The sequence below is a fragment of the Rhizobium vallis genome, assembly GCF_003985155.1.
Taxonomy (GTDB): domain Bacteria; phylum Pseudomonadota; class Alphaproteobacteria; order Rhizobiales; family Rhizobiaceae; genus Rhizobium; species Rhizobium vallis.
Genome location: NZ_ML133693.1, coordinates 175169 through 198188, shown reverse-complemented (window position 1 = coordinate 198188; position 23020 = coordinate 175169). Strand labels below are relative to the sequence as shown.

20 protein-coding genes are annotated in these 23020 nt (G+C 62.4%); 4 read left to right on the top strand and 16 right to left on the bottom strand.

Features of this window, described 5'->3' with window-relative positions:
- Window positions 1–2: 2 nt before the first annotated feature.
- From EFQ99_RS22160 to EFQ99_RS22090, 15 genes are all read right to left on the bottom strand, one after another.
- Entirely contained in the window at window positions 3–1628 is a 1626-nt protein-coding gene (locus tag EFQ99_RS22160; RefSeq protein WP_126923370.1) for a GMC family oxidoreductase, read from the bottom strand.
- A complete protein-coding gene (locus EFQ99_RS22155) occupies window positions 1625–3154 on the bottom strand; it encodes an FGGY-family carbohydrate kinase (RefSeq protein WP_126923369.1) in 1530 nt (509 codons plus the stop codon). The genes EFQ99_RS22160 and EFQ99_RS22155 overlap by 4 nt, the downstream gene beginning before the upstream one ends.
- Before the next feature lie 30 nt (window positions 3155–3184).
- Entirely contained in the window at window positions 3185–4027 is an 843-nt protein-coding gene (locus tag EFQ99_RS22150; protein ID WP_126923368.1) for a class I fructose-bisphosphate aldolase, read from the bottom strand.
- A complete protein-coding gene (locus EFQ99_RS22145; protein WP_126923367.1) occupies window positions 4000–5748 on the bottom strand; it encodes a glycerol-3-phosphate dehydrogenase/oxidase in 1749 nt (582 codons plus the stop codon). Before EFQ99_RS22145 ends, EFQ99_RS22150 begins: the two co-directional genes overlap by 28 nt.
- Before the next feature lie 12 nt (window positions 5749–5760).
- Complete coding sequence (locus EFQ99_RS22140; protein ID WP_126923366.1) at window positions 5761–6756, bottom strand: aldo/keto reductase; 996 nt, start codon at window positions 6754–6756, stop codon at window positions 5761–5763.
- Complete coding sequence (locus tag EFQ99_RS22135; RefSeq protein WP_126923365.1) at window positions 6753–7757, bottom strand: sugar-binding transcriptional regulator; 1005 nt, start codon at window positions 7755–7757, stop codon at window positions 6753–6755. The genes EFQ99_RS22140 and EFQ99_RS22135 overlap by 4 nt, the downstream gene beginning before the upstream one ends.
- 1 nt (window position 7758) lies before the next feature.
- The gene (locus EFQ99_RS22130) at window positions 7759–8751 is read right to left on the bottom strand and encodes an ABC transporter permease (protein WP_126923364.1); all 993 of its coding nucleotides are present in this window, start codon (window positions 8749–8751) and stop codon (window positions 7759–7761) included.
- A gap of 28 nt (window positions 8752–8779) precedes the next feature.
- Window positions 8780–10321, bottom strand: a complete 1542-nt coding sequence (locus EFQ99_RS22125; protein ID WP_126923363.1) for a sugar ABC transporter ATP-binding protein — start codon at window positions 10319–10321, stop codon at window positions 8780–8782.
- A gap of 65 nt (window positions 10322–10386) precedes the next feature.
- Window positions 10387–11415 carry a substrate-binding domain-containing protein gene (locus EFQ99_RS22120; RefSeq protein WP_126923362.1) on the bottom strand — a complete coding sequence of 343 codons (1029 nt, stop codon included), beginning with the start codon at window positions 11413–11415 and terminating at the stop codon, window positions 10387–10389.
- Window positions 11416–11654: 239 nt separating this feature from the next.
- The gene (locus EFQ99_RS22115; RefSeq protein WP_126923361.1) at window positions 11655–12695 is read right to left on the bottom strand and encodes a C45 family autoproteolytic acyltransferase/hydrolase; all 1041 of its coding nucleotides are present in this window, start codon (window positions 12693–12695) and stop codon (window positions 11655–11657) included.
- Window positions 12685–13413 (bottom strand): glutamine ABC transporter ATP-binding protein GlnQ, encoded by a 729-nt coding sequence (glnQ, locus tag EFQ99_RS22110; protein ID WP_126923360.1) that lies wholly within the window; start codon window positions 13411–13413, stop codon window positions 12685–12687. Before glnQ ends, EFQ99_RS22115 begins: the two co-directional genes overlap by 11 nt.
- Window positions 13410–14066 carry a glutamine ABC transporter permease GlnP gene (glnP, locus tag EFQ99_RS22105; RefSeq protein ID WP_126923359.1) on the bottom strand — a complete coding sequence of 219 codons (657 nt, stop codon included), beginning with the start codon at window positions 14064–14066 and terminating at the stop codon, window positions 13410–13412. Before glnP ends, glnQ begins: the two co-directional genes overlap by 4 nt.
- 60 nt (window positions 14067–14126) lie before the next feature.
- On the bottom strand, window positions 14127–14867 hold the full coding sequence (glnH, locus tag EFQ99_RS22100) for a glutamine ABC transporter substrate-binding protein GlnH (RefSeq protein ID WP_126923358.1): 741 nt from the start codon (window positions 14865–14867) through the stop codon (window positions 14127–14129).
- A 21-nt stretch (window positions 14868–14888) separates the two neighbouring features.
- Window positions 14889–16226 carry an aspartate aminotransferase family protein gene (locus EFQ99_RS22095; protein WP_126923357.1) on the bottom strand — a complete coding sequence of 446 codons (1338 nt, stop codon included), beginning with the start codon at window positions 16224–16226 and terminating at the stop codon, window positions 14889–14891.
- Window positions 16223–17107 carry a MurR/RpiR family transcriptional regulator gene (locus EFQ99_RS22090; protein ID WP_126923511.1) on the bottom strand — a complete coding sequence of 295 codons (885 nt, stop codon included), beginning with the start codon at window positions 17105–17107 and terminating at the stop codon, window positions 16223–16225. The genes EFQ99_RS22095 and EFQ99_RS22090 overlap by 4 nt, the downstream gene beginning before the upstream one ends.
- Before the next feature lie 92 nt (window positions 17108–17199).
- Here EFQ99_RS22090 and EFQ99_RS22085 point away from each other — a divergent pair, with 92 nt between their 5' ends.
- The 4 genes from EFQ99_RS22085 to EFQ99_RS22070 all read left to right on the top strand — a co-directional run bounded on the left by EFQ99_RS22085 (window position 17200) and on the right by EFQ99_RS22070 (window position 22082).
- Entirely contained in the window at window positions 17200–18030 is an 831-nt protein-coding gene (locus EFQ99_RS22085; protein WP_126923356.1) for a beta-keto acid cleavage family enzyme, read from the top strand.
- A 290-nt stretch (window positions 18031–18320) separates the two neighbouring features.
- Window positions 18321–19955: an arylsulfatase gene (locus EFQ99_RS22080; protein WP_126923355.1), complete on the top strand. Its 1635-nt coding sequence runs from the start codon at window positions 18321–18323 to the stop codon at window positions 19953–19955.
- Window positions 19956–20097: 142 nt separating this feature from the next.
- Entirely contained in the window at window positions 20098–21078 is a 981-nt protein-coding gene (locus tag EFQ99_RS22075; RefSeq protein WP_126923354.1) for a formylglycine-generating enzyme family protein, read from the top strand.
- On the top strand, window positions 21075–22082 hold the full coding sequence (locus EFQ99_RS22070; protein ID WP_126923353.1) for an HAD family hydrolase: 1008 nt from the start codon (window positions 21075–21077) through the stop codon (window positions 22080–22082). Before EFQ99_RS22075 ends, EFQ99_RS22070 begins: the two co-directional genes overlap by 4 nt.
- 49 nt (window positions 22083–22131) lie before the next feature.
- Here EFQ99_RS22070 and EFQ99_RS22065 read toward each other — a convergent pair whose 3' ends face one another.
- A complete protein-coding gene (locus EFQ99_RS22065) occupies window positions 22132–22914 on the bottom strand; it encodes a hypothetical protein (RefSeq protein ID WP_126923352.1) in 783 nt (260 codons plus the stop codon).
- Window positions 22915–23020: the final 106 nt, after the last annotated feature.

The following is a 23020-nucleotide window of genomic DNA, read 5'->3' as shown; positions in this document are numbered from 1 at the left end:
CTTTATGTCCGTGACAGAATGTTCTCCGCCGCCTTCTCGGCAATCATGATGACAGGTGAGTTGGTGTTGCCCGAGACGATCGTCGGCATGATCGAGGCATCGACCACCCGCAGTTTGGCGAGCCCATGCACCCGCAATTGCGGATCGACGACCGCCATCGTGTCGCTGCCCATCTTGCAGGTGCCGACCGGATGGAAGATCGTCGTGGCGATATCGCCGACGCGACGGATCAGGTCCTCGTCGCTCTGATATTCCGTGCCCGGCAACATCTCCTGCGGCCAGTATTTGCGAATAGCGTCTGCCTGCATGAGCCGGCGGGCATGCCGGATCGATTTCGCCGCAACGATCCGGTCGCGGGCGGTCGAAAGATAATTCGGACGGATTTCCGGCGCCAAGGAAAGGTCCGGGCCACCAATATGCACGGTTCCTCGGCTTTCCGGCCGCAGATTGCAGACGGAGACGGTGACGGCGGGATATTTGTGCAGCGGCTCGCCGAGCCGGTCGGTGCTCAACGGCTGCACGTGATATTCCAGATCGGCGGTCGCAACAGCCGGATCGCTCTTGGCAAAGATACCGAGCTGGCTCGGCGCCATCGACAGCGGCCCGGACTGGCGCAGCATGTATTCAAGCCCCATGCCCGCCCGGGTGAACAGGTTGTGATAGAGCTGGTTCAGCGTCTTTGCGCCCTCGATGCGGAAAACCGTACGGATTTGCAGATGATCCTGAAGGTTTTCGCCGACACCCGGAAGTTCATGGGTGACATCAAGTCCGGCAGCGGACAACACGTCGGGGCGACCGATCCCGGAAAACTCCAGGATCTTAGGCGAATTGATCGCACCGGCAGACAGAATGACCTCGCGGCCGGCGCGCGCCAGATGGCCCTGCCCGTTCAGCCGGAAGCGCACGCCGCTCACCATCCTGCCGTCGAATTCCAGCCGCTCGGTTTCGGCACACGTGAGGACACGCAGATTGGTCCGCTTCATCGCCGGGCGCAGAAAGGCCTTGGTCGTGTTCCAGCGCAGGCCGCCGCGCTGATTGACCTCGAAATAACCTGAGCCCTCATTGTCGCCGTCATTGAAATCGTCGGTTTTTGGAATGCCGAGTTCTTCGGCCGCATCGCGAAAGGCATCGAGGATCGGCCAGGAAAGCCGCTGCTTTTCCACCCGCCATTCGCCGCCTGCCCCGTGCATCCGCGACTTGCCGCGATAATTGTCCTCGGATTTCAGGAAATAGGGCAGCACGTCGTCCCAGCCCCAGCCGGAATTACCCGCCTGCCGCCAGCCGTCGTAATCGGCCGCCTGGCCGCGCATGTAGATCATGCCGTTGATCGACGAGCAGCCGCCCAGCACCTTTCCGCGCGGATAGGGCAGCGACCGGCCGTTCAGCCCGGCTTCTGCCGCCGTCTTCATCATCCAGTCGGTGCGCGGATTGCCCATACAGTAAAGATAGCCGATCGGGACATGCACCCAGTGATACCGGTCGCTGCCGCCGGCTTCGAGCAGCAGGACACGGTTTTTCGGATCGGCCGACAGCCGGTTGGCCAGAACACAGCCCGCCGATCCCGCGCCGACGATGATGTAGTCGTAGCTACCCGCATCAACGGCCGCAGCGTTCTCACGCATGTTCATGCCGTCACTCCCGCTGCTGCTGGCGGGACCGCTGTCAGACGCCGCCAGAGTGGTGCCATTGCCTCGCCGATATCCTGATAGAGAGCGTAGCGCCGCGCATAATGTGCCTGAAGGGAGACATCCGGGCGATACTGCCGTTCGGAGCGCACCATGGCCGCAGCACCAGCGCCGAAGTCGGCGAAGATACCGACGCCGGTTCCGGCCGCAATCGCCGCCCCCAACGCGCCGGTTTCGCGCGAGCTGGCAACGCTGACGGGAACGCCAAGCACATCGGCAAAAATCTGCGGCCAGATCAGGCTGCGCGAGCCGCCGCCGGACAGCACGGCTTCGTTGAAGATCGCACCCGCCTTTCGGATCGTCTCGATGTGCTGGCGATGACCGAAGGCCACACCTTCGAGAAGCGCGCGAACGAGATGCCCCTTGGTGTGCCAGCCGGCAATGCCGTAGAAGCCGGCGCGCGCGTGGCCATCCTGCTGGGCGCCATAGAGATAGGGATGGTAGAGGGGATCGTCTGCCGCGGGCCTGATTGCTCCGGCCAGTGCGCAGCAGGCATCGAAAGGCGAAACGCCTTCCGCATGTTCGCCGTCGAAGAACTCCCGCACCAACCATTCGAGATTGGCAGCCGAGGTGGCGCTGTTTTCCATCGCCATGTAGCGCGTGCGATCGAAGGTCGAGGACATGAAGACCGGCCCGTCGAGATCGGGACCGTCGATGATGACCTGGTTGATGCTCCAGGTGCCGGCAATGATCGAGGCGCTGCCGGTGCGCGAAACGCCGGAGCCGAGCGCCGAGGCAACGACATCGAACAGCCCGCCGACCACGGGCGTACCGGTGGCGAGCCCGGTTTGCATCGCCACCTCTTCCGTCACCGTGCCGGCAATGTCGGCGCTTTCGATCAACGGCGGCAAGAGCTCCATGCAGTCGCCCAGTCCATAGGCCTCCATCAGCGCCTTGTCGTAGCGGCGAGCCGCAAGATCGAGCAGACCGGCCCCCGACATGTCGGACACCTCGCTGACACGGCGGCCGGTCAGGCGGTTGACGACAAAATCCTTGGAGAAGAACACCGTGCCGATGCGGTTGAACAGTTCCGGCCGGTGTCGCTTAAGCCAGGCAAGTAATGTCGGAGTCTGTGACGGCCATGGACGCTGGCGGGCAATCGGATAGGTCCGGTCTCCGATGCCGGTCTCTCGCCATTCGTCGACCAGCCCGGCCGCCCGCGTGTCGAGCGACTGGATGCCGAGCAGCGGAGCGCCATCGCGATCAAGCGCATAGAGGCCGTTGCCATGCCCGGCACAGCCGATCGCCGCGATTTCCTCCGGCGCAATCTTTGCCTTTTCGATGCAGGCACGGATGACGTGCCGTGCATTCGTCCAGAGTTCGTCCAGCCCCCGTTCGACATGCCCCGGGCTCGGCATGCGGCTATGCCCCTCTTCGGATGCAGCCGCGATTTCGTTGCCGTGCCGGTCGAAAATCACCGCCTTGATGACGGTATTCCCGGCGTCGAGCCCCAAAAGATAGTCTCCCATGCAGAATCCCCCAAGGTTCGAAATCACACCTCAGCCCTGCTGGTAGAGCGCAAGCGCCTGTTCGCCGGTCGCATCCTCATGCACGATCGCCATCAGCCCGCGCACCACCGCACTCGGATTGGCGTGCTGATAGATGTTGCGGCCATAGACCATGCCCACAGCACCCTGTCGCATCAAGGCCGCCGATTTGTCGAAGACGGCACGAAGATCTTCCTTGCCGCCGCCGCGCACGAGCACCGGGCATCGGGCGGCTTCCACCACCCGGTGGAAGTCCTCGGCATTGGTGGTCGGATCCGCCTTGACGATATCCGCGCCCATCTCGCGGGCGAGCCGCGTCAACGTAACGATCTTGTCCGCGTCGCCATCGACCATATAGCCGCCCTTTTCGCTGACCGGCTGCATCACCAGCGGCTCGATCATCAGCGGCATGCCATACTTGTCGCAATCGGCCCGCACGCGGGAAATATTCTGGACGCACTGGCGGAACAGGTCCGGCTCATCAGGCAGCATGAACAGGTTGACGACGACGCAGGCTGCATCCATCTCGAGCGCGCCGATCAACGGCTCGGCCTCGTTCTGCAGTACCGCCCACATGTCGCGGTGGCGGATGCGGTTATAGGGATTGCCCATGTCGATGCGCATGACCAGAGCCGGCTTGTCCTTGCCGGGCACGTCTTGCAGTAGGTCCGCCTGGCCGTAATTCATCTGGATCGCATCCGGCGCGGCAGAGACCAGTGCCTTGACCACGGCCTGAATGTCCTCCAGCCCGCTTAGGAAGGACGGTTCGTTGCAGACGCCGTGATCGATCGCCACATCGAGGCAGCGGCCGCCGCCGAATAGCCGGTTCATCCGGACTTTGCTGTTGTGTCGCATTCTGTGCTCCTTGGTTCGTTCCTTGCGGAAAGCATGTCTTCGTCGACGCCGTGGCGTTCGTTGAGAAGGGTGAGAAAACGGTCGCGCTCATCGGTGCGCCGCGCGAGTGTCCAGTGTTTTTCCTGCGCCAGAAGGTCGAGTGCGGCATCCATCATGTCGAGTGAAAGCTCGCCGGATACGGCAAGCGTCGTGCGCCGCAACAGCAGGTCGTCGAGATGTTCCACGGCTTCCTCGCGGATCAGGAACTGCAATTCGCGCGCGGAGTAACCGGGGTGCGGCAGCGCTGCATCGGCGCCCGCCGCGATGAAGCCGCCAATCGCCTCGGCATCCGTGCCGTATCGGGCAAAAAGCTCAGTCATGCGTCGTCCGGAAAGGCCTTTGCCGGCCGCCATCTGCGTTAGCCAGGCGGCCGGGTCGGCGGGAAATGCCCGACCGCCGCCGATCTGCCGATCGCTTGTCGTAACGCGCCGCCGCCTGCCGAGCCTTTCCAGAGCCATGTCGGCCGCCAGTTCCCCGAAGGACCGGAATGTCGTCCATTTGCCGCCGATCATGCAAAGCACCGGTGGACCGCCCTCGGGTGGCTCCAGCACCGTGCAGAAATGATCGCGCGGGATGCGGCCGGTAAAGCTGTCGGTGCTGGCCGGCAGCGGCCGCACGCCGGAGAACTGGAAAACGATCTGCTCCGGCCGGATGGTGATATCAGGCAGCACGAAGGCGAGCGATTGCAGGATATAGTCCCGCTCGTCCGCCTCGCAGCGCACCATTTCCGGATCATCGACGCGGATATCGGTGGAACCGACGAGAACCTTGCCGAGATAGGGAAACAGGATGCAGATCCGCCCGTCCTCGTTCTCATAGTAGATCATATGATCGGCAAGCGCATCGCGCAGGTCTGTATTGTCGATGATCAGATGCGAGCCCTTGGTGCCGCCCATCAGCGGCGAGGGCCGCGCTTCCGGCGAAAACAGGGTCTGATTGGCGATGTCGATCCAGCCGCCAGTGGCGTTGATGATGAGTGCCGGCTCGACGGCAACGGACGCGCCGCCTATATGGTCCTCGACGCGATACTCACCGTTTTCTGTCCGCCGCACTTCGGCATAGTTCAGCGCCATCGCACCGACCTTGGCCAAAAGACCATCCTGCAGAAGCTCGATGCCCAGCCGCTCGGGATGGCTGACCCAAGCGTCGAAATAGGTGGCTGAACTTTTGATGTCGGGATTGAGCGCTGGCCACTTGGCAAGCGTCGTGCGCCGGCCACGAAACTGGTGGCGCGGCATCAGCGCCCGTTTGCGGGTCAGGAAATCATAGATGCTGAGGCCGGCCTTGATGGCGACAGCGCCACGGCGGCTCGGGTGGCGGCTGAGGCCGAGGAAGCGGACGATGCCATTGCCGAGGCCGGAAAAAATATCGAACACCGGCACCGTCGTCGGCAGCGGTGCGACGTAATGCGGCGCGTTGCGCAGCAGCCGATCGCGCTCGACCAGCGATTCCTGCACCAGCTTGAATTCGCCGTTTTCGAGATAGCGAAGCCCGCCATGCACCATGCGCGACAGCGCCGAACTGGCACCGGAGCAATAATCGTGCTTCTCGACGAGCAGCACATTCAGCCCTTGCAGCGCCAGCTCCCGAAAGACGCTGATGCCGTTGATGCCGCCGCCGATGATACACACGTCCACCTTCGGGCTCTGGCGAAGCCCGTCCAATATCTCTTCCCGTTTCATGATGGCGATCCGCTACCTGTCCATGTCAGTCAGTTTCGCCGCTATGGCCGTATCGATGGCGGTAAGATCGGCCGCATCCAGCCGGATGGTCCCGGCCCGCGCATTGTCGATTGCCTGTGCCGGATTGCGCGCCCCGCAGAGCGCAAAGGTCACGCCGGGCTGCGCCAGCGTCCAGGCAATTACGGTCTGGGCGATGCTAGCGCCATGTTTTTCGGCGACCGGTCGGATGGCATCGGCAAGCGCCGTTACCTTACGGCGGTTATCGACCGAAAAGCGCGGATTGCCCTTTCGCTGGTCGTCGCCGGAAAAAACACGGTCCGCACCGATGGCGCCGGACAGCAACCCCAGCGCCAGCGACGAGTAGCTGAGCGTCGCAACGCCGTTGGCCTTGGTCAGCGGCAGAAGCTCCGCCTCGATCTCGCGGTCGATCATGCTGAACCGCTCCTGGATCGCATCGAGACCACCGGCAGCGATATAGGCGTTGAGATCGTCGGGGCTGACATTGCTTGCGCCGATCGCCCGGATCTTGCCTGATATGCGCAGGTCTTCCAGCGCTCGCATCGTTTCCTCGATCGGGGTCGTCGGGTCCTGCCAATGGGTGATGTAGAGGTCGATATAGTCGGTCCCGAGCCGTCTCAGGCTTTCCTCCACCTCATGCAGGATCGCGTCGCGGCCGAGATAACGGTGGACCGGCTTGCCCTCCTGATCGAAGAAATGACGGCCCTTCTGCGTATGCCAGACAAGGCCGCATTTGGTGGCGATCACAGCCTTGTCGCGGCGCCCGGCCAGTGCCTTGCCGACGATCTCTTCCGAACGTCCAAGCCCATAGGCCGGCGCCGTGTCGATCAGCGTCACGCCGGCATCGAGCGATGCCTGGATCGCGGCGATGGATTCCGCCTCATCGGTCCCGCCCCACATCCAGCCGCCAATCGCCCAGGTGCCCAGGCCGACCGCCGAGGCGGAAACCCCGGATTTGCCGATCTCACGTGTCAATTGCTGTCCACTCATGCCCATTTTCCCTCGCCATTCGCCAGTGCCAGCACCCGGGCACCCGTCGCCTCATCGGTCACCAGCGTATCCAGGTGATTGCCCCTGAGAACGCTGAGGATCGGGCCTGCCTTGTTCGGTCCGCTCGCCACGCCGATCTTGGTGGGGATCGAAGCGAATTCCGGCAGCGTCAGCGACACCAGCGAACGGTTGAGGCTGTAGTCGCAGACCTGGCCATGATCATCGAGCAGATGCGCCAGCAATTCGCAGGAGGCGCCGGATCGCTCGATCGCGGCGCGGTCGGTGCTCGAGGAGGGATGCAGGTCGTAATAGCTCGAATCGTCCGACAGGATCGAGCCGATGCCGACCACCGCCACCTTCGCCTCGCGCGCCCGCTTGAACACGTCAGCGACGGAACGCATGTTGATCAGCATCGCCCGCTGCTCGGCATCGTCGGCAAAGAGCGGCGCGTGGATCTGATAGGAGCGCCCCCCAAGCCGGTCGGCCATCAAGGTCGAGACATGGTTGACGTCGGTATAGTGCTTACCCTGAACGCAGCCGGTTGCCGGAATGACCTCGATGTCGAAACGACGCGGCGGATGCAGACCGGCAACGACGGCGCTCACGCCTTTACCGCCGGTGATGCAGATCGTATCGCCGTCGATGATCTCTTCCAGCAGCAAGCGTGCGGCCGCTTCGCCGACCGCCTGAAGTGCTGTCTGCGGATTGTCGGACACTGTCGGCACCACCACGGCGCGGCCGATGCCGCCAAGCGCCCGGAGCTGTTCCTCCATATCGACCAACGGCTCGACCGGCGACTTGATCTTGATCTCGACCAGACCGAGCTGGCGGCCGCGCTTGATCAGGCGGTTGACGGTGGCGTGCGAGATGCCGAGCTGATCGGCAATCTGCGCCTGCGTCAGTCCTTCGAGGAAATGTAGGACCAGGGCCTGGTGCATCTGCCGCGCGATGACGATTTCCTCGCGCGGCGCGTTTGCGGGTTTGAGTTTGGCTATCGGCATATCAGGCAGCCTTCCGCTTGTGCAGGAAATGGTCGATCGAGACGGCGGCAAGCAGAATGCAGCCTTTGATCATGTCTTGCCAATAGACGGACACGTCGAGCAGGATCAATGAGCTTGTGACGACCGACAGCAGGGCAATGCCGAGAATTGCCCCCAGTATCGTGCCGGAACCGCCATTCAGCGACGCGCCGCCAATCACCGCAGCGGCGATGATGTTGAGCTCCATGCCGACGCCGAAGGTGGGGGTCGCGGCGCCGAAGCGTGACATGTAGATCACCCCGGCAACACCAGACAGCGTGGCGCAGAGCACCGTCACCCAGAACTTCACCTGGTTGGTCTTGATACCCGAATAGAGCGCCGCCTTCTCGTTGCTGCCGGTGTAGAACACCTTGCGGAAGGCGGTTGCCCGGCGCAGCAGGAAATCGAACAGCACGACGACCGCAACGAAGATCAGGATCACATAGGGAATGCCGTAGAACGTGCCCTGCCCCACCGCCTTGAACGAAGGCGGCAAGGTAAACAGCGACAATGGCGTGCCCTTGGTGATGATCAGGCAGACGCCACGGACGATCACCATCGCCGCAAGCGAGGTGATGAAGTGGTTTAGCCCGACGACCGTGACGAAAAAGCCCATGACGCAGCCGATCAGGCCACTGGCAACGATCCCGATCAGGGATGCGCTCCACGGATCGAGCCCCATCAGGAACAGCGAGCCCGACAGCACCATCGAGAAGCAGACGACCGAGCCGACCGACAGGTCGATGCCGCCGACGATCAACAGGATGGTCATGCCGACGACGACGATCCCTTCCACCGAGAACGACATCAACATTGCCCGGAAGTTGCCGAGCGTCAGAAAATGCGGCGAGGCAAAGCTCATGACGATGCAGAGCGCCAGGATGATCGCGATCAGTCCCGCCTCGCGCATCGTTCCCAGCCGCTTCCAGCCGGGCGCGCGTGCTTGATGTGCCGTTGCCAATGTCGCGTCCGCCATGACCTTGTCTCCTGCCCTTGCTTTTTCCTCAAGCGGCATGCTCTGATGCCTTTAAATTATCGTGACCGCCGATACCCGACGCGAGCCGCATGATCGCTTCTTCCGTCATCGTCTCGCCCTCGACCTCGCCTGCAACCGTGCCCTCGTGGATGACCAGCACCCGGTCGCACAGACCGAGAAGCTCCGGCAGTTCCGAGGAGATGACGACGATGCCGATGCCGGAGCGGGCGAGATCGCGCAGCAGCCGGTGGATTTCCGATTTGGCGCCGACATCAATGCCGCGGGTCGGCTCGTCCATCAAAATGACCTTGGGATTGACCGCCAGTTGCTTGGCAATCGCCACCTTCTGCTGGTTCCCGCCCGACAGCGACGAGACCGGCATGTCGATGCCCCCCATCCGCACGCCGAGCCGCCTGACCAGATCGCGGGCACGATCCGCCTCGGCCTTGGAATTCAGCAGTCCCAGTCGTCCGGTCAGCGATTTCAAATCGAGGACGGCGATGTTCTGGGCAATGGAAAGATCGAGGAAGATGCCGGAGCCCTTGCGGTCTTCTGAAAGATAGACGAGGCCCGCCTGCGTGGCCTGCGCATAGGAGCGCGCCCGCAGCCGCTGTCCATGCAGTTGCACCTCGCCTGTGATGACCGGCCGCAATCCGCAAATGCCTTCGGCGATCTCGGTGCGGCCCGAGCCGATCAGCCCGCCGACGCCGAGAATTTCGCCCTTGCGCAGTTCGAAGCTCACATCCGTGAAACGGCTGCCGTCGCCGAGATCGCGAACGCTTAGAATGGTCTCATCGGTCCGCTCCGCCGGCGCCTGCTTTTCCGGATAGAGCTGGGTGATCTCGCGCCCGACCATGCGGCGTACCACATCATCCGGCGTCAACTCCGCCACCTTCTCCGTCGAGACATAGCGGCCATCGCGAAACACGGTGACCCGGTCGCACAGGCTGAAGATTTCGGCCATGCGGTGGCTGATATAGATGATCGAGATACCCTGCGCCTTGAGGTCGCGGATAATTCCGAACAGGATCTGCGTCTCCGATTCCGTCAGCGCCGCCGTCGGTTCGTCGAAGATCAGCACCCGGCAATCGAGCGTCAGTGCCTTGGCGATCTCGACAAGCTGCTGGCTTGATATCGACAGGTCGCCGACTTTACGGCGCACATCGATCGGCGCCAGGCGGTCCATCACGACCTGCGCATCCCGTTCCAGCCTGCCATAGTTCATGAAAGGTGAGCGGCGGCGGTTGGTCGCGGCCATGAACATGTTCTCGGCCACCGTCGCATCGGGGCAAAGCGCGATTTCCTGATGCACGAGGCCAAGCCCAAGCGATTGCGCCACGGCCGGCGACGTCACCTTGACCGGCACGCCATCGACGAGAACGTCCCCCTCGCTCGGCTGCAGCACGCCGGCAATGATGTTCATCAGCGTCGACTTGCCGGCGCCGTTTTCGCCGCAAAGCGCATGGACCTCGCCTTTCTCAAGGGTGAAGCTCACATCCATCAACGCCTTCACCGCACCGAAGTGCTTGCTGACATTGCGGATTTCCAGGACCGGCACCGACGCCACCATAATCTCCTCCTCAAGCTCGCAGTGGCTGTCCGGAGCTTCAGGCCCCGGACAGCCGACACGAAGGCTTACTCCTCGATGCCCTTGGTGCCCCGCCGCTTCAGGTACTTGTCCCAGTAGAAGTCGTCCGCATTCTCGGCCGTAACGATCGACAGGCCGTTGTCGACGACCGGAATGCTCATCGGGTTGAAGCCGGCGCGCTTGGCGTCGTTCATCGGGTCGATGAGTTCCGGGTGCTTGGCAAGCCACAGGAGCATGAAGCCCATGTAACCCTGCATGCCCTGGTTCGGGTTGATCGAGCCGAACACTTCGCCCGCCTTGATCATGTCGAGAATGTTGGCGTTGACGTCGGCGCACATCACCAGGATCTTGCCGCCGCTTTCCTTGTTGGCTTGCGAAGCGCCGATGGCCGAGTTCGCTTCCGGCATGAAGACGGCGCCAAGGTTCGGATGTGCCTGCACCAGGCTCATCAGGCCCTGATAGGCCTTGTTCGGGTCCTGGTTGGACGCCGCACGGCCGACCAGCTTCATATCCGGATATTTTTCCTCCATTCGGGCGATGAAGGCGGCGATACGCTTGTCGTGATTGTCCTGGCCCGGATTTTCCAGAACGGCGTATTCACCCTTGCCACCCATCTTTTCGGCAATCGCGTCGGCCGCATAGGTGCCTTCGCGGGTATTGTCCGACGTGATGAAGGAGATGCGCTTGGAGAGCGGCGCATCGGCTGCAAAGGTGACGACCGCCGTGCCCTGGTCGATCGCCCGGTTGATCGGCTCGATGAACGGGTCGGAATTCATCGGATGAACAAGGATACCGGCCGGGTTCTGGGCCAGTGCCTGGTCGAAAGTCGCGATCTGCTTGTTGACGTCATATTCCGGCGTGCCGGTGTACGCGGTCTCGCAACCGAGCTGCTGACCGGCCTGCTTGAACATTTCATAGACCGGGAACCAATATTCAACACCCGATACCATGACATTCATGACGTATTTTTCGCCGGGCTTGCAGCGGAACGGATTATCCGTGTCCGCGCTGGCCACGCCGGCATAAAGCGTCGATGCAAGGACCGCCAATGCGGTCGTGCTTAGAAATCTGCGCAAGTTTCCTCCTCGAGGCCGAAGCCCCTCCCAAATATCCGGCGGCGCCTCAGCGGCTGCCGATGATCCATTGAAGACCGGAGTTCCTCCTCGAAGTCCGGTATGGGCAGGTAATCGCAACGACGGAGTTATGTCAATATAATTCACATGATGAAATATATTTCAGGCATATCCGCAGAAACCCCGAATTTCGGCAGAGGCGAAGATTGGCTAAGGATTGGGGAGGTCCATCGCAGCGACGTTCAGTGCGGTGTCAGCGCACCGTTCATCGTGAAGCGTGGGGGATCGCCGGCTTGATCGTAAACCGTCCAGTCGATCGATTGGGGACCGACGCGGAAGACGGCGGTGGCAAGCGTGTTTTCGTGGTCGGGGTCATCAGGTTGCGCACGATAGATCGGAAGCGTCGAAACGCTTTTATCCCAAAGGATGTCGAGCGGATCCGGCGATGCGTTAGCCGCCTCGGCGAGGAGGACTTCGCCACGCTGTTGACGTGATCGGGAGGACCCGGTGATGACTTGCCGCTCGTCCCGCATATTCCCGTGGATCAGGTGATTAGCATGGCACTGCGGCCCGTCGACTATCGCCATAGCGCAGGACGTGTGGGTAAACTCGACGCTGAGCAGGCGTGGATCGCCCTGCTGGGCGATCGTCATGTGAAAGGCTCCCGCCCGATCCGACGTCTCCAGCAGGCGTGAGGCCTCGTCGAGTGTGCGGCAATCGAAAAGGGCGCGACCCAGGATCATTCGCGGCAGGCCGACGCCGACGTCACGCGAGCGGATATTGTTGACGGCCTGGACGAGACCGGCCTCGGTCACGGCGAAAGTATGGCCGGGGATCGAGGCGGGGTAGACGAAGCTGGTAAAGGCGACACCGCCCTCGGGGCGGACATGGGCGAGCGCGCAATGGCCGCGGAAGCCAGGATCGCCGTCCTCATTGTGGGCCACGATCGGTTCGTCCCCCGGTATCTGCACCGTCGTGCAGCCATCCGGCGCGAAGGCCCAGACGTCACCGCGGCAGTTCCACAGGAAGACGTCATCAAACAGCAGGTCCAGGCCGACGGCGAGGCCTTGCAGCTCCGCCCAATAGGCGGGGAAACGGGCTTCGACCAGTCCGCGCATCCCGGCCACCCGCGGGTCGCCGCGAAACTCCATGACCGAGGCCCAGGCATGGCCAGCTATCAGATGGCGATGCGCTATGTCCCGACCGAACCGGCCAAGCTGGATGCCGACATCGTGTGGGGTGCCGGCGACCTCGATGAAGCCCAACCGGTTGTCAGTGGACATGCTGTAGGAACTCCCGCAGGCGTGGATTTTCCGGATTGGCGAGCAGGTCGGTTGGCTTGCCATCGACGGAAATCTTGCCGTCCTCCATGAAGATGAGCCGCGTGCCGACCTGGCGGGCAAACGCCATTTCGTGCGTCACCACGATCATCGTCATGCCTTCCTCGGCGAGCGCCTGCATGACGCGCAGCACCTCGTGGCGCAGTTCCGGGTCGAGTGCGGAGGTCGGTTCGTCGAACAGCATCAGTTTGGGCTTGACGGCAAGCGCCCGGGCAATCGCCACACGCTGCTGCTGGCCTCCGGAAAGCTCGGAGGGGTAGTGGTGACCGCGGTCGCCAAGGCCCACCTTCGCCAGCAAGGCTTTCGCCTGCTCCACCGCTTCCAGACGGCTCAGGCCCCGCACGCGCCGGGGGCCGAAGGCGACGTTTTCGAGCGCCGTCATCTGCGGGAAGAGATTGAACTGCTGGAAGACCATCCCGGCTTCCTGGCGGATCATGCGCACCTGCGAACGGCCCGCCTTGACGCTGATATTGTCGACGACAAGATCGCCGCCATTGATCTCCTCCAGCGCATTGATGCAGCGCAGCAGCGTCGATTTTCCGGAGCCGGACGGGCCGATCAGCACGACCACCTCGCCCTTGTCGATGTTGAGATCGACCTCGCGCAACACCACGACCGGGCCAAAGGTCTTCGTGACGTTTCGAAACTCCACGATGCTCATAGGATCCTCATCCTCTTTTCGGTGACGCGCAGGACCAGCGTCAGGGTTCCGGTCATCAGCAGGTAGAGGACCGCCACCGCGCTCCAGATTTCCACCGCGCGAAAATTGGCAGCCATGATCTCCTGGCCCTGACGGGTGAGTTCGCCGACGCCGATAACGATGAACAGCGACGTATCCTTGAGGCTGACGATGAACTGGTTGCCGAGCGGCGGGATCATGCGCCGGAATGCGACCGGTCCTATGATATAGACCAGCACCTTCCACATGGGCAGACCGAGGGCGAGTCCCGCTTCCTTCAGACCTTTGTGGACGGAAAGGAAGGAGCCGCGGACGATCTCGGCAATGTAAGCCCCGGCATTGACGATGATGGCGGTCACCGCAGCAGTCATCGGATTGACGCGGATATCGGCCAGCACAGGCAGCGCGAAATAGATGAACATCACCTGCACGACGATCGGCGTGCCGCGGATAAGCTCGACATAGACGAAGGCGATGGCGTTCAGGGCCGCATTGCCATAGGCGCGCATCAGGCCGGCGACGAAGCCGACAATGAGGCCGCCCACGAGACCGGCGATGGTGATGAGGATGGTTAGGCGTGCGCCGCTCAGCAAAGCGGGCATGGCCTCGCCGATGACGGACCAGTCGAATTCCATAATTTTGCTCCCCGGCGTGAGGAGGGCGCGTCAGCGACGCCGGCGCGCCCGGCTAAAGCGTCAGAGCGTCGGTTCGGTCCCGAACCACTTCTTGTAGATCGCTGAGTAGCGACCGTCTTTCTTCATGTTGGCAAGCGAGGCGTTGACCTTGGCGACCAGCTCGCTGCCTTTCGGGAAGCCGATGCCGTATTGGTGGGCCATCATCTGCTCGCCGACGGCCTTCACCTTGCCGCCGCCGGCCGTTTTCACATAGTAGAGCACGTTCGGCGTGTCGTGCATGGCAGCATCGACGCGGCCGGTCTGCAGTTCCAGATAGGCGTTGTCGATATTCGGAAACTGCCGCAGTTCTGTATCCTTGAAGTGCTCCTTGGCGTAATCCGTCGCGGACGTGCCGGTCTTGGTCGCCAGGATCTTGCCCTTGAGGTCGTCGGCGCTTTTGATGGCGCTGTCGACCGGCACCATCAGCAGGAAGCCGCTGTCATAGTAACCGTCAGAGAAGTCGATCGCTTTCTTGCGCTCGTCCTTGATGGTGATGCCGGCAAGCGCAACATCCACCTGCTTGGTCTGCAGTGCGGGGATGATGCCGTTAAAGTCCATCGGCTGAAGCGTGTAGGTGACGCCGATCTCCTTGGCGATGGCATCCCACATGTCGATGTCGAAGCCGACATACTTGTCGCCTTCCTTGAATTCGAAGGGCACGAAGGCCGTGTCGGTGGCGACCACCAGGTCGGTGGCGCGGGCGCTTGGCGCAAAAGCGATCGCGGTGGCGAAAGCGGCAAACAGAATTGAACGCAGTTTCATGGTAGTTCCCCTTTTGCTTGGTTATGCGTTTGGAAGAGCGCTTGTGGCGGCATCGATCGCGTCGCCCAGCCGCTCGACGATGCGGCCGATATCGGGGCGGTCGACGATGAAGGGCGGGGCGAGCAGCACATGGTCGCCGAGACGTCCATCAATGGTGCCGCCCATCGGATAGACCATCAGCCCGCGCGCCATCGCCTCTTTCTTGATCAGGGCGTTGAGCTTGAGTTTCGGATCGAAGGGCCGCTTGCTGGCGCGGTCGGCGACAAGTTCGACACCACGAAACAGGCCGCGCCCGCGGATATCGCCGACATGATGATGGTTGCCGAGACGCTCGGTGAGCTGGCGCTCCAGCTCATCGCCCATGGCGACGACATTGGCCAGCAGGTTCTCACGTCGAATGACCTGTTGCACGGCAAGACCGGCCGCGGCCGCCATCGGATGGCCCATATAGGTGTGGCCGTGCTGGAAAAAGCCTGAACCGTTCGAAAACGCCTCGAAGATCCTGTCCGAAAGCAGCACCGCACCCACCGGCTGGTAGCCGCCGCCAAGACCCTTGGCGATGGTCATCAGGTCGGGCGCGACACCATCCTGTTCGCAGGCATGCAGCGTGCCGGTGCGACCCATGCCGCACATCACTTCGTCGAGGATCAGCAGCACGCCGTAACGATCGCAGATGGCGCGGATACGCTTCAAGTAGTCGGCGACCGGCGGCACCGCACCCGCCGTGGCGCCCACCACGGTCTCGGCCACGAAGGCGATGACTTCATCCGCACCAAGCTCGAGGATCTTGTCCTCCAACTGTTGCGCTGCGCGGGCGGCATAGGTCTCGTCACTCTCGCCCGGCTCCTGCAGGCGATAGGCATAGCAGGGGTCGATATGATGGGTTTCGATCAGGAGCGGCTTGAACTGGGCGCGGCGCCATTCGTTGCCGCCTGCTGCAAGCGCGCCCAGCGTATTGCCGTGATAGCTCTGCCGGCGTGCGATGATGTGGCGGCGTTGCGGCTCGCCCTTTTCCACGAAATATTGCCGCGCCATCTTCAGCGCGGCCTCGACCGCTTCGGAGCCGCCGCTGACGAGATAGACATGGCCGAGGCCCGCTGGCGCGTCCTCGACCAGAAGATCGGCCAGTGCCTCGGCGGCTTCGGACGTGAAGAAGCCTGTATGGGCGTAGGCGAGCCGGTCGAGCTGCTCGTGCAAGGCTGCGAGGACGGCGGGATGGGCGTGGCCGAGGCAGGAGACGGCCGCCCCGCCCGAGGCATCGATATAGGCCTTGCCCTCGGCGTCGAAGAGCTCGATGCCTCGGCCGCCGACGGCGACCGGTATGCGGGAATGGATGGCGCGATGCAGAATGCGGGTCACGGACGCTTCACCCTTGTCTTGAGGTGGATGTTGAGGGCGGCAGACTGGCGATCGACGCCAGCGAGCGCCGCACTCGCCGTCTCCCCTGCCTGCCCGGCAACCAGCGCGCCCAGCACTTCGGCAACGACGAAGGCCGGCGACATGGCGTGAAGGAAGGACGGGCTTTCCGTCGGCACCACGATCGTGCAGGCGGCGAGCTGTGCGAGGGGGGCGACGGGGCTGTCGGTGATCGCGATGAGCGGAACGCCAGCGTCGCCGACATAATCGGCCATCTCGATCGTCTGGCGCGTATAGGGCAGAACGCTGACGGCGACCATCACGTCTTCTGCAGTCGCGCTGCCGAGCGCATCCGCACCGATACCGCCGATGGCATCCAGCATGATCGAATGTTTTCCCGCGAGTGAGAGGATGTAGTGGAGATGCCAGGCGGGCGAATGGCTGGAGCGCAGGCCGAGACAATAAATGCGCCGCGCTGCACTCAGCCGCTGTGCGGCCGCGACCAAGGTATCGAGTGCGGCCGGCTGCGAGAGCTGGCCGACCTGCGCGGCGATACCACCCAGCATATCGGCCGCCAGCGCATGATCGCCCTTAAGCTTCTGGCTTTTCGCCTGCGCGCCGACGCGGCCGGCAAAGCCCGTCACGTCGTTGCGCATGGCATCGGCATAGAGCTGGCGAATGTCCTCGTAGCCGGCAAGGCCGAGATGCTTGGCAAGACGCGTCATGGTGGCGGGCTGCACGTCTGCCTGCCGCGCCTGCTCACGCATGGAAAGAAGCGCAACGTCGCGCGGCTGGTTCAGCACATAACGCGCCGCCGCCTGGAGCTGCTCCGACATCGTGTCGAAGGCCTGGACGATCTGATCTGCGAGAGGGCCGGTTTGCATAGGCATCGGATACACCTTTCTTTGGTGGATTGCAACATATGTTTCAATAATGTAAAAGTATGATCCATATGAATCATTTCCGGGAGCGACGGATGACAAGCCCCTATAGACCGCATCGGGTGGCGATTGCAGTGGCCCCGAACGGCGGGCGCCGCACGAAAGCGGATCACCCGGGCATTCCCCTGACACCGGCCGAACTGGCGCGCACCGCCGCCGAGTGCCTGGACGCTGGCGCCGCGATGATCCACGTCCATGTGCGCCGCCCGGATGGCCGCCACCTGCTCGATGCCGAAGCCTATCGGCAGGCGATAAACGCTATCCGTGCGGAAGTGGGGGACCGGCTAGTAGTCCAGATCACAACGGAAGCGCTTGGCATCTACACCCCAGCAGAACAGATCGCCGTGTTGAAAGCCGTTCGCCCGGAAGCCGCCTCGCTGGCGCTACGCGAACTTCTGCCGGATGAGGCGGCTGAGCCGGACTTTGCGGAGGCGCTCGCTTGGATGCGCCAGGAAAACGTGTTGCCGCAGATCATTCTCTACGACCCTACGGAAGCCCTGCAGCTCGCAGCGATGATCCAGCGGGGGCTCGTACCCTGGCCGGATATTCCGGTGCTCTACGTGCTTGGGCGATATACGGCCAACCAGACATCCCAACCGACAGATCTGCTGCCTTTTCTTTCTTTAGGAGCACATTTTGCCCATTGGAGCGTCTGCGCCTTCGGTAGACACGAAGCGGCCTGCGCGACAGCCGCAGCCCTGCTCGGCGGTCACATTCGCGTCGGATTCGAAAACAATCTGTATCTGCCGGACGGCACCCTGGCTTCTTCCAATTCCGCATTGGTCGACGCAACGACGACACCGCTCCGCAGTCTTGGATACGGGCTTTGCGATGCCGCGGAACTTCGTGAAATCCTCATGCAGTGACAAGTTGAGCCGCTGGCTATCGCCAAGGAGCCGCTGCGCAAGCCGGCCGTGAGACCGATGTCGGCGAAACGCTGCAGACGGATCCGCAATCCAAGCCGCTGACGCACAAATCCACGCGTTTACTTCAGCGTTTACGCCCAGATACACGCGCGTTTACCGTTACGTACTTCCGCTCGTCTCCGTAAAGATCAAGTCTCCTCCGGCGTCACCTGACGACGATTATCCGGCGGCAGCGCCCGCCCGACAAGGGAGACTGCAATGTTGAACGATCTATCAGGGGGGACGGCGTCATGACGATATCCCTTCCCCAGAAGCTGTTTTCGGCGACGGTCGCAGTCGCGATGACGTTGGCATCGACGACCTTTCTCTCCTCCGCGGTGGCCCAGCAGGCTACCCCCGCTCCGGCCGCCGAACCCGCAACACCTCAGGATACATCGAAGCCCAATATTCTCGTCATCTTCGGTGACGACATCGGCCAGACGAATATCAGCGCCTACTCCTTCGGCCTGGTGGGCTATCGCACGCCGAATATCGACCGCATCGCTAGGGAAGGCATGATGTTCACGGACTACTATGCCGAGAACAGTTGCACCGCCGGGCGATCCACCTTCATCACCGGCCAGGTCTGCCTGCGCACCGGCCTTTGCAAGGTCGGCATTCCCGGCGCGACCGTTGGCCTGCAATCGCGTGACATCACGATCGCTCAGGCAGTCAAGTCGCTCGGCTATGCGACGGGCCAGTTCGGCAAGAACCATCTCGGCGACCGCGACGAATATCTCCCGACCAAGCATGGCTTCGACGAATTCTACGGCAATCTCTACCATCTGAATGCCGAGGAGGAGCCGGAGCGGCCCTATTATCCCAAGGACGACCAGGAGTTCGTCCGCACCAGTTCACCGCGCGGCGTGTTGAAGGCGTCGGCTGATGGCAAGATCGAGGATACGGGTGCGCTGAACACCAAGCGCATGGAAACGATCGACGACGAGACGACGGCAGCCGCGATCGATTTCATGGGCCGGCAGGCAAAGGCCGGCAAACCCTTCTTCACCTGGATGAATACGACACGTATGCATGTTTACACGCATGTGAGGGAAGAGATGAAAGGCCAGAGCGGCATGCCGGGCAACGAATATGCCGATGGCATGATCGAGCATGACGGCGACGTGGGCAAGCTGCTGAAGGCGCTGGACGACCTTAATATCGCCGACAACACCATCGTCGTTTATACCACCGACAACGGCCCGAACCAGTGGTCCTGGCCGGATGCCGCCACGACATCGTTCCGCAGCGAGAAGGATACGAACTGGGAAGGTGCCTTCCGTGTTCCGGCAATGGTGCGCTGGCCGGGGCAGATCAAGGCCGGCGAGGTTTCCAATCAGATGATATCGGGATTGGACTGGTTCCCGACGCTGCTGGCAGCGGCCGGCGATCCCGCCATCAAGGAAAAACTTGCAAAAGGCACGACGATCGGCGGCAATCAGTTCAAGGTGCATCTCGACGGCTACAACCAGTTGCCTTACCTGACGGGTAAACAGGACAAGTCGGCGCGCGATGAGTTCTTCTACTTCAACGACGATGGCGAGCTGGTCGCCTATCGCTATACCAACTGGAAGATCGTCTTCTGCGAGCAGCGTCAACCGGGTGGTTTCACGGTATGGGCCGACCCGTTCGTCTGCCTGCGTGCTCCGAAGGTCTTCAACCTGAGAATGGACCCGTATGAACGGGCGGATGTCGTGTCGGACCAGTACTACGACTGGCTCGCCAAGAACGCCTACCTCATACAGTACGGTGTCTGGCGCGTGGCGCCTTTCCTTCAGACCTTCCGTGAATACCCGCCAAGCCAGCGCCCGGCGAGCTTCAGCGTCGACCAAATGGTCGAGGCGCTGATGAGATCACTGGACCAGAGCCCGGCCAACGCGCAGTAGCGGCCTGACTTCCGCGAAGCAAGGGACGCCGACGCCGGCATTTACAAATCCGCTAACGTAAATGCCGGCGCCATTTACCGTTGCGTACTTACCCGGCGGCGGAGCGCGCGCGAACATGCCGTGCAGGAAACCGGAGGCGGTGATGGCTTTGGCATTCGACGAGGTTGCAACGCCCGGCCGGGCGCAGGGCGGCATGATCTGGATGCCCGGCGGCACCTTCGTCATGGGTTCGGACCGCCACTATCCCGAGGAAGCGCCCGCCCACCCTGTGAAGGTCGACGGTTTCTGGATCGACGAGACGCCGGTGACGAACCGCAAATTCGCGGAATTCGTCAAGGCGACTGATCATGTCACGATGGCGGAGAAAGCGCCCGACCCTCGGGACTATCCGGGCGCGCTTCCGGAAATGTTGCGGGCCGGCTCGCTGCTTTTCGTTCAGCCGAAAGCGGTCAGCGGGCCGGATATTTCGCAATGGTGGACTTTCAAATTCGGCGCCAACTGGCGCCGGCCGCTCGGCGGCCTGAGCGACTTGCGTGGCAAGCTCGACCATCCGGTCGTGCACGTCGCCTGGTCTGACGCAAAGGCCTATGCCGATTGGGCGGGTCTCGATCTGCCGACGGAGGCCGAATGGGAGTTTGCCGCCCGCGGCGGGCTCGACGACACCGAGTTCGCCTGGGGCGAGGTGTTGATGCCGGACGGCAAGCTCATGGCCAACACCTGGCAGGGAACGTTTCCGACGCATTCGACCAAGCCGAAAGGCCACGAGCGGACATCGCCGGTCCGATCGTTTCCGCCGAACGGCTACGGCCTTTACGACATGATCGGCAACGTCTGGGAATGGACCGGCGACTACTGGACCACCCGGCATCCGGAACCGGCGGCCAAGAGCTGCTGCATCCCGAACAATCCTCGGGGCGGCGATACCGAGGCGAGCTACGATCCCAACCAGCCCGAGATCCGGATTGCAAGGCGTGTCCTCAAGGGCGGCTCACATCTCTGCGCCCCGAATTATTGCCGGCGCTACCGACCGGCGGCACGCCACGCCGAACCGGAAGACACCTCGACGAGCCATGTCGGCTTTCGCTGCGTCAAAAGAGTTGAGGTTCGAGGAGAAACCGGATGAACGAGGCGCTTCACATGGTTGCCAAGATCCTCGCTTCGCTGACGGCCGCCCTCACCCTCGTCGCGGCCGAGCCCGTCTTTTCGCAGGAACCCCTTCCCTCATGGAATGATACGGCTGCCAGAAGCCGCATCATGGATTTCGTCAAGGCGACCGTGACGGAGGGCGGCGAGGGCTATTTCGCGCCAGCCGACCGGATCGCCGTCTTCGACAATGACGGGACGCTCTGGTGCGAACAGCCCTACTATATCCAGCTCGGCTTCATGCTCGACCGCGTGAAGGCGCTCGCCCCGCAGCATCCCGAATGGAAGACGAAGGAGCCGTTCAAGAGCATTCTCGACGACGACCTGAAGGGAATAGCAAAGGGCGGCGAGATGGGCATCGTGGAACTCGGCATGGCAACCCATGCCGGCATGACCACGGATCAGTTCAACACGATCGTCAACGACTGGTTTGCGGCTGCAAAGCATCCGAAGACCGGCAGGCTCTATACCGAGATGACCTATCTCCCGATGCGGGAACTGCTGGAATACCTGCGCGCCAACGGCTTCACCACCTACATTGTGTCTGGCGGCGGCGTCGAGTTCATGCGGCCGGTGACGGAGAAGCTTTACGGCATCCCGCCCCAGCAGGTGGTCGGCAGCACGATCGTAACGCAGTACGACCTCGTCGATGACGAGCCGGTGCTGAACCGGCTGCCGAAGGTCGACTTCGTCGACGACGGCCCGGGCAAGCCAGTGGGCATCAACAAGTTCATCGGCCGGAAGCCGATCTTCGCCGCAGGAAATTCGGACGGGGACTACGAGATGCTGCGCTGGACGACTGCCGCCAAGGAGCCGAGCTTCGCGATGATCGTCCACCATACCGATGGCAACCGCGAATATGCCTATGACCGGCAATCATCCATCGGCAAGCTGGACAAGGCGCTCGATGAAGCCGAGCGGCGCAACTGGCTGGTCGTCGACATGAAGAACGACTGGAAAAAGATCTTCGCCTTCGAGCAGTGATGTGGCCGATGCGCCTCCAGGCGGATCGTCACGCAAACCACCGCAGGTTTCAGAAGTGGAAGACGGCGCCCAGGATCGGGCCGTGCTCGACGATGTCGTTGGTCAGGCTGCCGTTGCTGTAGTTCACACCGAGCGCGCGGTATCCGAGGAAAGCTGATATGGAATCGTTCCATTTATAGCCGATGCCGCCCATGACGTCCCAGTCGAGGTCGGCTCCGCCGGCGCCGATCAGTCCCCATCCCGTGAGATAGACGGTCGGCGTGATCGAATACACGCCGCGCAGGCCGACCATGGCATCCACCCAGGTCGCGTCATCGCGATTCGAGATGTTATCAAGCGGCCCGCCATTGAAAGAAATCGTCGTCTCCACCGACCACAGCTTGACGCCGCCGATGACATCAAGCCTGCCCTTCTCGTCCTCGAGAACCGAATAGCCGACGCCAAGCATTGCCGTGAAGGTTTCGGATTTGAGGTCGACTTCGTCGGCCAGCACGCCCTTCGGCGTCGCCGAGTCCGTCGTGATCCTGGCGTAGGTGACATCGCCAACGATACTGTAGGGCCCGTAGCGGGCATCACCGGCCATCATGAAGCCGAAGTCGATGCCTTTCAGAACATCGCCGAAGCTCTCGTTCGTATGAACCTCGGGCAGCCCGAAGACGCCGCTGTCGCCGGTGATCCCGGCAGCCCAGAAATATGGCGATACGGAAAAGCTCCAGCGGTCCGCTTCCTCGGGCTTCGGCTGCGGCGCAACGAGCGGCGCGATATCGGCGGCCTTCACCGGTGAAGAGACAGCAAGCAGCAGCAGTGACAGGCAGACTGCAGTCGATCGCATCGCAGATGTTCCTTTCCTCTACAGTCTCATGGTGCCGCGCTTGCATAGGAACATCGCCGGAGGCTCGCCGGGAAGTACGTTACAGTAAACGGCGCCGTAAATTACG